Source organism: Mesorhizobium sp. WSM3866 (assembly GCF_002294795.1).
Lineage (GTDB): Bacteria > Pseudomonadota > Alphaproteobacteria > Rhizobiales > Rhizobiaceae > Mesorhizobium.
This window is the reverse complement of record NZ_NSGC01000016.1, coordinates 35,700-50,182: the sequence shown is the minus strand read 5'-3', so window position 1 is coordinate 50,182 and position 14,483 is coordinate 35,700. Positions and strand designations below refer to the sequence as shown.

Here is a 14,483-nt window from a genome sequence, read left to right as displayed (position 1 = left end):
GAGCTCAATCCAGATCTTCGACGGAGGGAACAGGTTTGCTTGAATCCACGCCGCGAAGCGAGCCCAGTTCCTCGTCATCCACATTCGGTTTCGGAAGTCGCTGGCGCCTTTGTGTCTTGAGCTTCGCCTCCTGGATCAGTTCGCGCTGGGCAAGCGCTGTGCGAACAAGGACATGCATATCGATTTCGCGCTTGCCCTTAGCGGTGAGTTTGCGCCGTGCAGCCTGCGCCTCCCACAATGTAATCGGCGCAAGCGTGACATCGGCATAGCGCGCCTCCACAAAGTTGCCTGTGGGACGCCTGACAAAAACGCGCGACAGATCGCGGGGGTCGTATTTCACAATCAGGCGGGCTTTGGTCCGTCCAAGGTCGGCGGACAGAGCGGGCGACCAGTAGCGGATATGGAAGAGATGGATGCCGGTCGGTCGCAACGTTCTCTCTGCCTCCGGCAGGAACGAGATCCAGAATTGCATACGGTCTTTCGGCAGACGCAACACCAACTCATTTTCGTGCTGTCGCCAGACCGCAATCGGCGGCCGACGCAGTGCGCCATGGATGGCATGATGGTACTGCCCGACGATCTCGAGTGTGATGTAGCGCTCAAGCTCACGCAGTGTCAGTGCGGCATGGCGTTTGGCATCATACTCGCGCCTTTCCTCGATGCTGCTGGAGGTCGATCCCGGCAGCAGGTGAACCGCGCCCATCTGAGTACCGATCAACCGTTCGATGTGGCCGCCGAAATGGGGAGTTCCCGGCGGCCGCCAATCGACCTTTATGCCATTGTCCCTACAAGCGCGTTCGAACGCACGACTTCGAAAGTCAGAGCCGTTGTCGACATGGATCGTGCCTGGTAGCCCGGCCACTGGCCACGATTCATGGATTTCCCTTTCCTGCAACCACGTGGTCTTGTCGAATACAGAGTGCAATATGCATAAGCTTGTCGACAATCGCGAGGGCGCCTCCATCGTCAGATAGAAGCCCACAACCATCCGAGAAAAGATGTCCAATGCCAGTGTCAGCCACGGACGTCCGAGCGGCTGACGCGTGTCTTCACCGACCACGAATACGTCGACTTTGGTGTGGTCGATTTGAACAAGCTCAAGCGGCCGCGACGCCGAGAGACTTCCGGGCGTAGCGGTTGTTGCTTTGACGATCTCGCTCTCGCCGCGCTTACGCCCCCTCACCTGCAGATCGATCTCTTCCACGCGGGATTTGATGGTGCGCCAATTTGGGGGAGCAAGACCGGCCGTCGTGCAGTCGATCTGGACCTCCCGAACCAACCGGGCGAAGGAAGGGCGTGTCGGTTTGAGATAAAAGCCTTCAATCGTTCTACGCACAACGGCTTCTCGATCTTTGTCGAGGGCACGATGTCCTTGGCGGCGCCCGCGCTTTCGGTCCATCAGTGAACTTACGGTGCCACCTGCTCGAAACAGCTTAATCATCCTGTAGAGAGTGGCCCGGCTGAGATTCAATTCCCAAGCCAGATCCGCTACGGCCTGACCGTTCAGGCTTTTTGGATAGCGCTCCAAAAGCCCGCGGATAGCCTCTTCGCGCCGACATGCCTCATTCCAGCGCGCCAGTTCCTCGTAATTCTCGGTATCGTCGCTCATGCAGCCTGCAAAGAACTCACGCCAAACGTATGGCGGTCAGAATCTCACATTAAGTGCAGTGAGCCAAGCGCGAATCTCAAATTAAATGCAAATTCTCAATTTAATTACACGACTAAGTTATTGAAAATGCTTACAGCGGAGTCTTATCAATGAATACAGTGCGACAGCGCCCCGTAATAGCCGCTCTCGCTGTCGACGGCTCGCAAATCCGGGCCCGGCCAGACGAAGCGGTTACTTTCGGTCAGCCCAATCCAGGAGCGCTCGTCGTCGAGCCGTAGGCGGTCTTGACCTCAGGCCGGAATCTCGATCGCGTCGGCCGGATCATCCGGCGGTATGCGTAATCGGCAATCCCGGTAATCCCCCAAGAGGCTTAGCCGTGGCCGTTCTCCGCGTTCGCCCCAATAACCATTCTTGGCTCGAGCCAGCCTCGGGTTCGCCCTCAGGAAAGGCCTCTCTCGTCGAGCAGAAGCTCAAAAATTCATGCTGATCGTCGCTGCGGACCGTTCCACAACCCGACGGCCCTTCCTCTGCGACGACGATAATGGTGCACATTCCCCGCTTTCAACGCGGCGGACTAGAGGCTGCCGCGATCCGATAGAAAATCACCCGCGCCGACGGCACAAGCTGGCTGAGATAATCGAAATCCCGAACATTGCCGGTCAGGACCGTCGCTCCCAAAAGACCGGCCTGGTGAAAGATCAGCGCATCGTTGAGGAAGCGGCGTTCGTGCCCTTCCCCTTTCGGCAGATGGCTCAGTCGGAACAACAGGCCGGCCAGCATGCCGGCGCGTCCCCAGGCGGTGGCGTCAGGTGCATGCAGCCGGTGCGCGGGGATATCTTCGATCGTGTCCGCAACCACTTTCAGGACCGGCTTCGTCGTCGGGTGCGCCGGGTCGAGCCGGCCGAACACGTGGCTGAGCTCGCCAAGGCAGACGGCGGAGTGGTGGCAAAGCCGATAGGTGAGAAGATCATCGACCACTTCGGGCGTGCGTCCCTGCAGGACATCCAGATAGACGCTGGTGTCGAGAAGCAGGGTACCACCGACAGGCGGCTGGTCCCCTGCCCAGGACAGCGCGGAATCTGGCCGCCGTTCCAGCCCTCCGGTACGCCGCTGTGGCTTGAGGGAACGCAGCGCGCCCCCTAGATCAAACGCCAAGTTCAATGTCCGCGGGGATGCTGCCCTTGCGGCCGACGAGCCGGGCGCCAAAATCGTCTTCGATGGCCAGCCGCGACAAGGCCAGCTCAAGCAGCTCGGTGTCGGAAGTCACGTGGGCGCGCTTCTTAGCCGCCTCGATCAGTTCCGACGACACCCTGCCGGAAAGGCGTGTGTTCTTGGCCGCGCCAAGCAGGCCGACCGCCCTCGCCTGCTCAAGCACCAGACGGTTGCGGGTGTGGGCGATCTGCTCCTCGCTTGCGGCTGTCGCTGCGCCACGTATGGTCATCTGGGGATCTCCGTCTGTTGAACGGAATATAAAAGATGTTGAACATGAAAGCAAGGAGAGGCCACCCCGGAGAGCCATCACTGGATCGGACAGGCCCGTTGCGCTCCTGGCGAAGCGATAACCGGACCTCACCGGACGCAATTCTTCCAGCTATTCCGTCAGGCCACTCGCGGTGGACAATTCGGCGCTTTGGCTGCACCTTGGCTCCCAAGAATCGCAGTGCTGCGACATTAAAATGGACGAGACTTAATGGGCAATGCCCGCAACTTGATGGTGTCCACGGACGCTATCGACGCCGATGACCTGCCGGACATTGTCGACGTCGTCTTGGAGATGGGGCGGCCGGAGGGAGCTCCCTCCCCTCCCCCTCCGCAAGTACCAGCGACGGCGTGACCGCTTCCGGGTCAATCTCACTGAGGCGTCCGGGCTCTGAAAAGCCTTCTGGCTGGGTCGATCAAGCCGAGCAATTGAGGGTCTCGAGGGAAATATCGATGTCGTGCCTTTCGCGATGACCGATCCGGATCATCATCGCCGTTCCGCGGCCAAATGATTACTCAAAGTCGTAGCCGCCGGCGTTCTCGCGAAGCTGTCGATCAGGTCGATAGTAATGCGAAAAAGCCGCCGCCATTCGGACGGCCGTCGGCTATCAAGTCCAGCCATTACGCAGCGAGCGAATAGCTCTCGCCGGACCACGCAGAGAACTTGGCGGCAAACGCCTTCAGGTCCTCAACCGCGATGCGCGGTTGCGAATGCGACTTGCTGGGCGAGAGGGACCTCGCCGAGAAAGGTGCTGACATGGCCAGGATGTTGCTTGGCCAGATCGATGTCAGCAAGGCAATGCGCCAGCGCCGCTTCGTCCAGTTGATCATTGTAGGGCGCGTTCACCGTCGTCAGGACTGAACCAAGATACCTGCTCATAATGCGTGCAAGACATAGTTGTTTCAGGCCTGTCGCACAAGTTGCGTCCTCTTCCGCACTATCGGCGATCCGGGACGTTAGCGTTGTTCTCGTGAGCCAAATCAGCCAGTATCGCAAGATCGCCGACGACGACCCACGGCGTCCCTTGACGAAAAAAGCGCGGCTTTCCCACTTGGCCGGAGCCCGAGAATGACCGAGCAAAAACTCGTCCGCCTGCCCGACCCGCTTCCGTCGAAACCGTGCTCGCGGCTTTAAAGCCGCCGTCGGCTGAAACGCTTAGCTTCTTCAAGGAAGACGAAAGATGACATGGCCGCTTTGCAATTTCGGGTCAGGGGCGGTCGAGTTTGATCTGGAGATGTTCGTCAGAAGGTCAATGTCGTGTCACTTGCCACGCCCCGGTGCGGGTCGTCTAAGAAATGAATTTGCGTGCGACGCTGGGTAGGCAGGATTTGTGCTTTGGATAAGTAGGATTTGTCCGCCGACAAAATCGCCGAATTGTGTAGCGTATTCAGCTGCATGAATCACATCATGCGATCCTATCCCGAGACCATTAAGCTTTTGTTAACTTTAAATTTCTTGCCCGGGCGAGCGAATCGGACATAATGACGGTTGCTTGGCGCTTTTACGTCAAAAATCGTTTTTAGAGAGTGTCGATCGAATGAACGTGAGTTCGCCCGTTCCTACGAAAGTCCCGCTGCTGTTCGAGAAAAGTATCCTCGATCAGGGCGACCAGATATCGAAGAAGTTGCACCTGCTTTCGATGCAGCGCTTCCCTCCCCACGCAAAGAAAAATCTTCGTTCGTTCTCGCTGGCGGAGGTTGCCACGTATCTGGGGGTTTCCCAGAGCCATCTGAAGAAACTGCATCTGGAGGGAAAGGGACCGATGCCTGAAACCTCGACGTCGGGCAGACGCTCGTACACTGCTGAACAGATGCTTGAGCTGCGCCGGTATCTCGACCAGTACGGTCGATCTGACGCCCGCATGTATGTTCCCCATCGGCGACCGAGCGAGAAGCTTCAGATTTTAGCTGTGGTGAATTTCAAGGGGGGCAGCGGGAAGACCACTACCGCCGCCCACCTAGCCCAATACCTTGCGCTTACCGGGCACCGTGTCCTAGCTGTCGATCTCGATCCGCAGGCGTCGCTTTCTTCGTTGCATGGATTCCAACCTGAACTCGACCAGACGAAATCGCTTTACGACGCGATTCGTTATGACGACCAAAGGGTGCCTCTCTCGGAAATCATCAAGCCGACGAATTTCCCGGGCTTGGATATCGTCCCAGCGAACCTAGAGCTGCAGGAATTCGAATACGACACGCCTCTGGCAATGACGGACAAGTCTTCGAATGTGGGTAGGGCGTTTTTCACGCGCATCTCGAAGGCTTTGATGGAGGTCGACGATCGCTACGATGTCATAGTTATTGATTGTCCGCCGCAGCTTGGCTACCTGACGATCACTGCACTGACCGCGGCGACCTCAGTGTTGATCACGATCCATCCACAGATGCTCGATGTTATGAGCATGGGCCAGTTTCTGCTGATGCTCGGGAACATCCTGGAGCCGATCAGGGCGGCCGGTGCGGAGGTGAACCTGGAGTGGTATCGCTATCTTGTTACTCGGTTCGAACCCACAGATCAGCCACAGGCGCAAATGGTGGCGTTCCTGCATACGCTGTTCGGCGAATTCATTCTGAAGAACCAGATACTGAAGTCAACGGCGATTTCCGATGCGGGGATTACCAAGCAGACCCTCTACGAAGTCGAAAAGAATGCGATGACCCGTTCCACATACGAGCGGGCAATGGAAGCCTTGGACGTGGTAAACGGCGAAATCGCAGCTTTGATTCATGAAGCATGGGGGCGTTGACTTTGTCTGCTGACAAAATTGGATGTTTGCCAAATGTATTCAATGGACTACGCGCTATCTGGAGGTAAAATATGGCACGTAAGAATCTTCTTGCAGGCCTCGTAGAAGCGGAGACCGACGACCGGGCGTCATCAGCCTCCACTGCGGCATATCCGATCCGCGGCGCGTCAAAATCCCTGATCCGTTCAGTCAACGAGTTGGCGAAGCAAGCGGATGCGTATCTTGAGGGCGAGCATGTCGTCGAACTCGACCCAAGCGCAGTGGACGGCTCGTTCGTTTCCGACCGCATGGGCGACGACGAGGAACAATATCAAGAGCTGCTGGAAGCGATTCGGGAGAGAGGGCAGGATTCTCCCATACTTGTCCGACCGCATCCGAGCTCAGACGGGCGCTACATGATCGTCTTCGGCCATCGCAGAGTCCGAGTCGCCCGCGAACTGGGACGGCAGGTGAGGGCGGTCGTCAAGGAGATCGACGACAAGACCCATGTGATTGCCCAGGGTCAGGAGAATTCCGCTCGAGCAAATCTCAGTTTCATCGAGAAGGCGATGTTCGCAAAGCGCCTTGAAGATTTGGGGTACGACCGAGATGTGATCTCGTCAGCATTGGCCTCGAACGCCGCTGCGGTCTCGAAGATGGTATCAGTCGTCACAAGAATTCCGGCATCTGTGATCGGCAAGATTGGATCAGCTACGTCTGTTGGCCGCGAGCGGTGGGTTGAGCTGTCTCTGCTTGCCGGCAAGAAATCCGAAGTGGTCAATGCAATCTTATCCGAACCAGAATTCGGCGAGCTGGAGAGCAACGAACGCTTCGAGAGGTTGCTGGCAGCCCTGAATTTGAAGGGGAAGCCAGTTCGCAAGGTAGCTGTGAAGTCCCAAGCACAATCCTGGGTCCCCGAGGACAAATCAGTTAGCGTTAGCGTCAAGAAGGCAGGCAAGGCCATCACGATCGCCGTGAAGGAGGTGGATGGCAGCCGCTTTGGGACGTGGATTTCCGACAATCTGGGCAGTCTTTATGAGGCGTTCAGAAAGTCGGAGAAGGCATTAACAGGAGACTAAAACCGCAAAAGAAAAAGGCCCCCGAACGTCACCGTCGCGGAAGCCCTTCTCGTCTGTCGCAAGCTGAGAATCGCATTTCCCCGAATCACTGTCAAGAGTCGTGGCGCCGTTTTGGCGAGCAGATTTCTTTTGCCTAATCGAAGGTGAAAGAAGATGGAGACGGGTATTGCAACGACGCCTTTTGGGCGGCGGCCGATGTCGCTTGCGATGTTGGCAGCGCAAAACGAGTCACGTGAGATCCCAAAGGGCAGGGTCGTCGACAAGTGGCAGATCTATCGCAATCTCTGCGAAGGCAAGAGCATCGTCGGCATCGGCGATCGTGCCCTGGCGGTCCTGAATGCGTTGCTGTCTTTCTATCCTGACAGTGAGTTGAGCGAGGAAAACGACCTCATCGTTTTTCCCTCGAACGCTCACCTGTCCCTCAGGGCGCACGGGATGCCCGATGCCACGCTCAGGCGGCACCTGGCAGCTCTTGTGGACTGCGGGCTGATCATCCGTCGGGACAGCCCGAACGGCAAGCGTTACGCCCGCAAGGGCAGAGGAGGGGAGATAGAGGAAGCATTTGGCTTCTCCCTGGCGCCGCTGCTGGCCCGGGCCTACGAATTCGAAGCGGCAGCCGAACGCATTCGCGCCGACACCAGGGCGCTCAGGCTTGTGCGGGAGCGGATCACCTTGCACCGCCGTGACATCCACAAGCTGATCGAGGCGGCCCTTGAGGAAGATGTCCCGGGCGACTGGGGAGGCCTGTGGAAGCGTTTCCGCGGCGTTGTGGGGGCGATTCCGCGCCGGGCCTGCATTGCCGAGCTCGAACCAATCGTAGCCGATCTGGCCGCACTACACGACGAAGTGGACAAGCTGCTGGAAATTCATATGAAATCCATGAATCCGGGCGGCAATGACTCTCAAAGCGAGCGGCAGCAATCTGATTCAAATACCGACTCTACTTTTGAATTTGAACCTGCTTTAGAGAAAAGCGGGGTGCCGGCCGAGCCAAAGACGAAGACCACAGAGCCCCCGAAAGCCTACCCACTGGGGCTTGTGCTGAAAGCCTGCCCGGAAATTGCGGACTATGCCGTCGACGGGATCAGCAACTGGCGCGATCTCATGATTACCGCCGCCCAGGTGCGGGGATATTTGGGCGTTTCACCCTCAGCGTATGAGGAAGCCTGCCACGCGATGGGCCAGGAAGCGGCCGCGATCGTGATTGCCTGTATCCTGCAACGTGCTCAGCACATCAATTCCGCCGGCGGCTATCTGCGCGTGCTGACTGATAAGGCGAGGGCAGGGCGGTTTTCGGTCGGGCCGATGCTGATTGCTGCTTTGAAAGCTAATGGGTCACCGACCAGGATGACCGGATAACTGGCGAGCGTGGCGATCGGAACAGTGGCGGCGCTCTGCGTCTGTTATCGGGCCGTTTGCTAGGCTTGCTTGTCTGCTCTCCCGCCGCCGTGACCAGGGGGTTGTGTGCGTTAAGTTCTGCAAAAAGGGGCGGCCATGGTGCTGGTCATGCGGCTTGACGTAGAGCGAGCTTCTTGTGCTCGCGCAGGTCGTCCATGTTGATATAGCTTGCCTCCATCCAGTTCTCGTTGGTCTCGACGGCCAATGCCCTGACGAGGCGCAGGCAGCTCAGTGCGTTTGGGAAGATGCGCAGGACATAGGTGCGGCGGCGGATTTCCTCGTTGAGCCGTTCGAGCATGTTGGTGCTCTTGAGATGCTGTGGTGCTGGCGTGGCAGACGAAAGAAGGTCAGCGTGCACTCGATGGTCTCCTCCACCATGCCGTCAGCCGCGGATAGCGGCCGCCGGACGCGAAGGCGGCGATGAGAAGGGCGCTGGCGCGCACGCCAGTGTCGCTTTCTACTTCCCGATTGGAATTGAAGCGCTAAGGCAAACAACTGAAATTCTAAGCTGAATATCCTCCCTCTCCTACCGCCACGTATGGCGGCCTGAAACGGGGGAGGGGAGGACCTTCTTTACAGCCCCGACGCCTTGGTGAGATTGGTACGGAAGCGGTCGCGTCGTCGCTGATATTTGCGTGTCATTTCGGCCGAGGCGTGGCCGAGCTGCTTTTGAACGTAACGCTCCTCGATGTCGGCCGAGGAGGCAAGGCCGGCGCGCAGCGAGTGCCCTGAGAACAGCCCCGCCCGTTCCCCTTCCGGCAGATCGGAACGGACGCCGGCGGCGAGAGCCGTCTGCTTGACCAGGCGGGCGACATGCTTGTCGGAGAGCCGCTCGACGTCGACGGTCTTGTTGTCCTTAAAGATGCGCCGAAACAGAGGGCCTCTTGCGATCCGGCCCAACCGGATCCAGCTCTCGAGGGCAACGACCGGGCAGGTCTGGTCGGAAGCGCCGCAGCCGACCTCGACCTCGCGCCAGCCGGTTTTGCCACGCAGCGTCACCAGCACGCCCTGGCCGGGAAAGAACTCGATCCAGCCGTGGCCGTCACTGTGGTCGTCACGAACAACGTCAAGGCCGACGATCTCGGAGCGGCGCAGGCCGCCAGCGAAGCCCAAGAGCAGGATGGCCCGGTCGCGCATACCTCGCAGATCATGGCCGAGCGTGTTGAACATCGCCTTGACGTCGTCGCCAAGCACGGCCTCCTTCTGCCGCGGCGGCTTTGCGTGCTTGCGGCGAATGCCGGCGAGCACCGTCGCAATGTGCCGATCGGCGCGATCCATCGGCACGCCGCGCTGGGTGAAGTTCCACGCCAGCCCGGAGAGGCGCCGCTCGATTGTCGCGACGGAGAGCGCGGCGAGGCCGCGTTTCGGATCGCCGGCTGCGCAGGCGCCGATATAGAGGCCGATGACCTGGCTTGACGGCGGCATGGGCTCGAAGCCTTCGCGACGGCACCAGGCGGCGAAATGCCGCCAGTCCTTGGCGTAGGCATCTCGCGTGTTCTCGGAACTGGCGGCCTTGGCGTAGGCCGTCGCTGTCTCGACGAGGGTTTCCAGCCGCGCCGGCGACGGCGAGGCGCCCATTTCCATGACCAGATCGACGATATTCGGGAGGTCGTCGTGGGCCGACCCTTTGCCTGTAGTCGTGTTTTCCGGGGAATTTTCCATGGCTTGGCAGGCTAGCGGCATACGTCCGATAAGGCAAGCTTATCGGACATAAAACGGTATCGACAAGCTGTGCGGAAAACAGCAAAGCAACTGGCCTAAACCGCACATCACGTTTATGCTGCTCGAGATGAATCGGCAGCTCCCACCCGCCTCCTACGTCACCATCCCGGTTCCCCGCGTGTCGGCGTGGGCGACGCCGCGCGCCCGTATCGAGGACCCGGTCGAAGGCGCCTTCATGGCCGGCAGCGCCTTGCATGCGCTCGACAATCTCGTGCAGGCCGAATCCGAATGGAGCGGCGCGTGGCGGCATCGCCTGGCGCTGAGAGCCGCGGCCGCCTGCATGAAGCTGATCGGCCGCTCCGAGGATGAAGCGGCGTTGCGAGATGCGTGGTTGGTGCGTCAGTCCGGCGACGAGCCGGGGCCTGCCGGGAACGTGCTTGCCGCGTGGCGTCGGCTGGCCGGCCGCACGCTGCCGCCTGCCACCGACGATCTGGAGGCGGTCGCCGCCCTGCTCGGCGTCGGCCGGTCGGAGAGTTTCGGCGACCTGATCGACGTCACGCGCGATGAGGTGCGCAGCGGCGCGCCCGCCCCCGTGATTGCGGCGCGCATCGCAGCGGCCGCCATGCGGGAAGACCCGAAGGCCGAAATCCTGGCCTGGTGGCTGGCCGATTGTGCGCTGTCCTGGCGCATGGGCTGGCGCGACGCCGTGCCGATCCTCGGGGTCCAGATCCACGCGCCGTTGCTCCGTTCTGGACCGGAAGGCCGGCGCGCGCGACCGGGCAGCGATGCATTCCAGCAGGCCGTCTTCATCGCCGCGGCCCTTGGTGCGGCAGAAGCCTGCCGTTTGGCGGCGGACATGGCGGCGCAGGCGGAACGGCTTCGGACTGCCGTGCCGAAGCTGCGATCCAAGGCGGCCGGCGACGTTGTCGAGCGGCTGGTTGCCGATGATGCGGTGTCGGGCACGTTGACGACCAGGAACCTGTCACGCTGGGCCAGCCGTCGCCTGTTCGATCGGCTGGTCGAACTCGGCGCCGTCCGCGAACTTACCGGCCGCTCGACCTTCCGCATCTACGGGCTGTGACCACATGGCCGAGAGTGTTTCGGGGGGACGGAAAAAGGTGCAGGGAGGCGAAGGCCTCTTCGATCGCGAGCTGGATCACCTGCCGCCGGAGGCGCGCTGGCGGGAATGGATGAACCGCGTCGAGGCAACGATCTTCGCGGCCAGCGAACCGGTCGACCGCGAGACGTTAGCGCGGATCGTCGGCAAGACCTGCAGCATCGATCTCCTCATCGACGACATCCGCGAGGAGTTGCGCGGTCGCCCCTACGATCTGATCGCCGTCGCCGGCGGCTGGAAGCACCTGACCCGACCAGCCTATGCCGACGCCATCCGCACGGCCGTCGGCGCAAGCGAACGATCGGTCGACCTCACGCAGTCCGAATTGCTGGTGCTGATGTGCATCGCCTACTTCCAGCCGATTACCCGTGCAGAACTGTCGAGCTTCTTCGGCAAGGAGATCAGCCGCGACCTGATCGGCAATCTGCGTTCCTTCGGGTTTATCACATCCGGCCCGCGCGCGCCGCAGCCGGGCGCGCCATACACCTACGTCACCACTCAGGCATTCCTGCTGGAGTTCGGGCTCAGCACTCTGCGCGATCTGCCTGACTTCGATGCGCTTGAAGACGCGGGCCTGCTCAGCAAGGAAAAGCTGCTGGCTGGCGCCATCATGCCAGGGTTCGCCGATGGGGGCGACTCTGGCGCTGGCGCCGTCATGGATGAATAGTACCCGCGGCAGGACCGCCACCGATCATAGGGGTATGGAACTCCAAGATCGCGGTGACGCTTTGACGTGGTCCGATCGCCGGCCACGCGCAGATAGGCCGTCAGCACGTCGGCAAGCGCGCACAGGGCAGTGTTGGGCGCATGGATCTCGGCCGCGTCTGGTGCTTGTCGAGGAAGTCGGCGAAGCGGGCGATCAGTTTATCATGGCCGCCCGCCGCGAGGATCATCCGACGCGAATGCGAGGTCGCGGCGTCTTTGTCGGTCACAAGCCAGTCGAGAGATTTTGCGGCGAGCAACTCGAAAGCGCGAATGCGTGCGGCCGTCGAGAGGTTCTTAAGGGTGCCCGTGAAGCCGATATCGACGACGGCCGGTGCGCGCAGCACGCGCGAGACAACATCGCTGGTTGCCGCCGAACCCGTTCCCGATTCCACCCGGCATATCTCCGCGATCGCACGTTCCAGTCGGCGCGCGGACGCCTTGACCGCGGTCTTGAGAGCAGCGCGCAGGTCGAACCCGCATCGCGCACAGAAGTGCTGCGCGACAACCTCGCCCTGGTCGAAGGTCGCGATGGGGGCTCGGCAGGCGGGGCAGCGATCGCGAAGGCCACAGCCATGCGCGAAACACGACACACGCGACGCCAGCCGCCACTGCCGGCGAAAATACGGCGCCTCGTCCGCTGCAAGGCACCGCGGGCAATACTGCATCCAGGTCGAAGGCTTCCGGTGCGCGTTGTCCGCAACGGTAGCAGGAGCGCGGCCATCGCAAAGCCGCTCATCGTCATCGCCGAGAACTCCTCGGTCGCCCGGCCGGTCTGATGACAGAGCAACGTGGCGACGTGGCGCGGCAGTCGAAGGTCGAGACGCGGCGACCACATCCTCTCACTGAGGCCCAGGACGCCGGTGAACGACCGCGGCGCGATGCCGTTCGCGAGCGCGAGACGGTGGAGCCAGCTCGACAACAGCTCGTCCGGAAGCGGGTCGGCGGAAACCGGCCACCGATTCCCGGCGACGTCGCCATATCGCTCGCGGATCTCGGTCGCGAAGGCCGCCCGTGCTGCATTCGCTGTCACAGCAGATCCTCGCGCACCGGCGCCCGACGCCGCTTCGAGACCGGGACGTAGCGCAGCGCCTCGATGCCCGATTTCGTAATCCGCTCCTCGCCGGACCTCACTGCGGCTGAGGCCGCTGCGGAGACGATCGCTACGGTCTCGCCGATCAGTCCCTCGGAGAGCTGGAATATCCTTCGCGCCAAGGGCTCATCCGAGAGATCCGACGCGCAGACGAGCGGCACGGTGCTCTCCAGGCAGTCGAGCAGCGCAAGAAAGTCCTCGCCATATTGCGATCACCCATCATCTCACCAATCCTCCACCGGCAGGCGGCGCTTCGGGCGAGAGGGATGATCAGCGGCGCCGGCGTCGCCGGTCGCATCGCGTCGTAGGGCTTGGGCGCGTCAGCGGCGTGGGATTTGCGCACGGCATTGCGCAACTCGGCCTTTGGACGGCTTCGATCCGCCGGTAATCTCCGCGATCCGCCGGCGCAGCGCTACCTTCTCAACATCCGTGCGCGCGTTCGTCGCTGCAGGCGGTCGGCCTCGTGCTCCCACAACGTCATCGGAGCAAGCATGCCGTCGCGCCGCTCTACAGATCACTGCGAGCACGACGCACCGCTCGAGATCGGCGAAGCTGAGACGCGCCCGCCGCTCTGCGGGATATTGGTCGCGGTTCGCCACGGATCGGCCCGTTGAGCCGGGCTGCGTTGCAAGGACCGCGTTGAGCTTCCCAAGCAGCCTTTCGACGACGCCGCCGTGATGGACCCGGCCGCGATCCCGGTAGCGGATGCGGATGCCGTAGTCCTCGCACCCGCGCTGGAAGGCATTGCCCTTAAACTCCTTGGCGGAGTCGGTGACTAGCGATCGCGGTCGACCGAACATCGGCCACCCATGTTCGATACCGCGCGCGGCCAGCCATTCCTCCTTCGGACACATCGCCTGCGCCAGGCACAATGCGACCGACAGCGCCGACGGCTTTTCGAGCGTGAGGCAGAAGCCGAGAATACATCGCGTCGCCACGTCAGTGACGATCGTGAGATAGGCGCGGCACACGAAGGTTCCGCCGCCCTCGACAATCTCGACGAAGTTGATGTCGGTCGGTGTGTGATCGATCTGGCAGACATCCAGCGGGTGCGCGCCGCGTGGATGTATCCGGGCCGGGCCCTGAGCCGATGGAGATGTTTTGGGTTCGCGGATCGCTTCTTCGCGATTTCCTCAGGGCCAAACAGTGCGGGTATTCGGCGGGCGACAGTGAGATAGGACGGGGGAGCCAGCCCGGCCTCCTCGCAGCGGGCGCGGATCTCGGCCACGAGGGGAGCGAGGGGTGGAGCCTCCAACACGAGCCACTGCTCTCGCAGTGTCGTCGCGATGATTCCATCGATGTCCGGCTGAAGGCGCTTTTTCCGCGTCCTTTCTCCGCCGGGCAAGAGCGACGTCACGGTCCGATCGGCACGGTAGCGTGCCAGAAGATTGTAGACCTGTCGCGTCGAGAGGCGCAGCTCGGCGGCAGCGCGTGCGATTGCCGCCCGCCGGGGGCCCGAACCATCCAGAATCCTGTCGAGCTCGCTCGCAACGCGGCGTGCGGTCGACCATGCTTCATCGGAATGTGACGCAGCAGGCGCCGGTTTCAGGCTGTGCAATCGGTTCGACGAAACGAGCAGTCAGTGAAATCGTTAGCGAAAAATCACGGCCTTCGTCGT

Annotated in this window: 11 protein-coding genes and 4 pseudogenes; 5 read left to right on the top strand and 10 right to left on the bottom strand. The window is 61.2% G+C overall.

Going from position 1 to position 14,483, the window contains the following annotated elements; translation table 11 throughout:
- Positions 1 to 4 precede the first annotated feature (4 nt).
- The 5 genes and pseudogenes from CK222_RS26935 to CK222_RS26910 all read right to left on the bottom strand — a co-directional run bounded on the left by CK222_RS26935 (position 5) and on the right by CK222_RS26910 (position 3,968).
- Positions 5 to 1,609, bottom strand: a complete 1,605-nt coding sequence (locus CK222_RS26935; RefSeq protein ID WP_095802469.1) for a Mu transposase C-terminal domain-containing protein — start codon at positions 1,607 to 1,609, stop codon at positions 5 to 7.
- Positions 1,610 to 1,773: 164 nt separating this feature from the next.
- A pseudogene (locus tag CK222_RS33115) lies at positions 1,774 to 1,957 on the bottom strand (plasmid maintenance toxin (PemK-like)); the annotation flags it as partial.
- Positions 1,958 to 2,170: 213 nt separating this feature from the next.
- The gene (locus CK222_RS26925) at positions 2,171 to 2,764 is read right to left on the bottom strand and encodes a hypothetical protein (protein WP_095802468.1); all 594 of its coding nucleotides are present in this window, start codon (positions 2,762 to 2,764) and stop codon (positions 2,171 to 2,173) included.
- On the bottom strand, positions 2,754 to 3,050 hold the full coding sequence (locus CK222_RS26920; protein WP_095802467.1) for a hypothetical protein: 297 nt from the start codon (positions 3,048 to 3,050) through the stop codon (positions 2,754 to 2,756). Before CK222_RS26920 ends, CK222_RS26925 begins: the two co-directional genes overlap by 11 nt.
- Before the next feature lie 726 nt (positions 3,051 to 3,776).
- Positions 3,777 to 3,968: a hypothetical protein gene (locus tag CK222_RS26910; protein ID WP_245433296.1), complete on the bottom strand. Its 192-nt coding sequence runs from the start codon at positions 3,966 to 3,968 to the stop codon at positions 3,777 to 3,779.
- Positions 3,969 to 4,626: 658 nt separating this feature from the next.
- Between CK222_RS26910 and repA the strand changes: the two genes are divergently transcribed.
- The 3 genes from repA (at position 4,627) to repC (ending at position 8,252) form a co-directional block, all read left to right on the top strand.
- Complete coding sequence (repA, locus tag CK222_RS26905) at positions 4,627 to 5,835, top strand: plasmid partitioning protein RepA (protein ID WP_095802466.1); 1,209 nt, start codon at positions 4,627 to 4,629, stop codon at positions 5,833 to 5,835.
- A 71-nt stretch (positions 5,836 to 5,906) separates the two neighbouring features.
- On the top strand, positions 5,907 to 6,893 hold the full coding sequence (gene repB / locus CK222_RS26900; RefSeq protein ID WP_095802465.1) for a plasmid partitioning protein RepB: 987 nt from the start codon (positions 5,907 to 5,909) through the stop codon (positions 6,891 to 6,893).
- A 153-nt stretch (positions 6,894 to 7,046) separates the two neighbouring features.
- Positions 7,047 to 8,252 (top strand): plasmid replication protein RepC, encoded by a 1,206-nt coding sequence (repC, locus tag CK222_RS26895; RefSeq protein WP_095802464.1) that lies wholly within the window; start codon positions 7,047 to 7,049, stop codon positions 8,250 to 8,252.
- Between the two features lie 145 nt (positions 8,253 to 8,397).
- Here repC and CK222_RS26890 read toward each other — a convergent pair.
- A pseudogene (locus CK222_RS26890) lies at positions 8,398 to 8,689 on the bottom strand (transposase); the annotation flags it as partial.
- A 175-nt stretch (positions 8,690 to 8,864) separates the two neighbouring features.
- Entirely contained in the window at positions 8,865 to 9,953 is a 1,089-nt protein-coding gene (locus tag CK222_RS26885; protein ID WP_095802463.1) for a tyrosine-type recombinase/integrase, read from the bottom strand.
- 127 nt (positions 9,954 to 10,080) lie between these two features.
- Here CK222_RS26885 and CK222_RS26880 point away from each other — a divergent pair, with 127 nt between their 5' ends.
- The gene (locus CK222_RS26880) at positions 10,081 to 11,034 is read left to right on the top strand and encodes a DUF1403 family protein (RefSeq protein ID WP_095802493.1); all 954 of its coding nucleotides are present in this window, start codon (positions 10,081 to 10,083) and stop codon (positions 11,032 to 11,034) included.
- Positions 11,035 to 11,038: 4 nt separating this feature from the next.
- Positions 11,039 to 11,737 (top strand): SMC-Scp complex subunit ScpB, encoded by a 699-nt coding sequence (locus CK222_RS26875; protein WP_095802462.1) that lies wholly within the window; start codon positions 11,039 to 11,041, stop codon positions 11,735 to 11,737.
- A 100-nt stretch (positions 11,738 to 11,837) separates the two neighbouring features.
- Here CK222_RS26875 and CK222_RS26870 read toward each other — a convergent pair.
- The 3 genes and pseudogenes from CK222_RS26870 to CK222_RS26860 all read right to left on the bottom strand — a co-directional run bounded on the left by CK222_RS26870 (position 11,838) and on the right by CK222_RS26860 (position 14,414).
- A pseudogene (locus CK222_RS26870) lies at positions 11,838 to 12,805 on the bottom strand (TniQ family protein).
- Positions 12,802 to 12,987: a hypothetical protein gene (locus tag CK222_RS26865; protein WP_176477751.1), complete on the bottom strand. Its 186-nt coding sequence runs from the start codon at positions 12,985 to 12,987 to the stop codon at positions 12,802 to 12,804. The pseudogene CK222_RS26870 and the gene CK222_RS26865 overlap by 4 nt, the downstream one beginning before the upstream one ends.
- 102 nt (positions 12,988 to 13,089) lie before the next feature.
- Positions 13,090 to 14,414: pseudogene (locus tag CK222_RS26860) on the bottom strand (transposase family protein).
- Positions 14,415 to 14,483: the final 69 nt, after the last annotated feature.

Bases quoted from the DNA above. Each gene is read 5' to 3' on its own strand.
- CK222_RS26920 (WP_095802467.1), bottom strand. From the start codon at position 3,050: ATGACCATACGTGGCGCAGCGACAGCCGCAAGCGAGGAGCAGATCGCC.
- repC (WP_095802464.1), top strand. From the start codon at position 7,047: ATGGAGACGGGTATTGCAACGACGCCTTTTGGGCGGCGGCCGATGTCG.
- repB (WP_095802465.1), top strand. From the start codon at position 5,907: ATGGCACGTAAGAATCTTCTTGCAGGCCTCGTAGAAGCGGAGACCGAC.
- CK222_RS26880 (WP_095802493.1), top strand. From the start codon at position 10,081: ATGAATCGGCAGCTCCCACCCGCCTCCTACGTCACCATCCCGGTTCCC.
- CK222_RS26935 (WP_095802469.1), bottom strand. From the start codon at position 1,609: ATGAGCGACGATACCGAGAATTACGAGGAACTGGCGCGCTGGAATGAG.
- CK222_RS26885 (WP_095802463.1), bottom strand. From the start codon at position 9,953: ATGGAAAATTCCCCGGAAAACACGACTACAGGCAAAGGGTCGGCCCAC.
- repA (WP_095802466.1), top strand. From the start codon at position 4,627: ATGAACGTGAGTTCGCCCGTTCCTACGAAAGTCCCGCTGCTGTTCGAG.
- CK222_RS26910 (WP_245433296.1), bottom strand. From the start codon at position 3,968: ATGAGCAGGTATCTTGGTTCAGTCCTGACGACGGTGAACGCGCCCTAC.
- CK222_RS26875 (WP_095802462.1), top strand. From the start codon at position 11,039: ATGGCCGAGAGTGTTTCGGGGGGACGGAAAAAGGTGCAGGGAGGCGAA.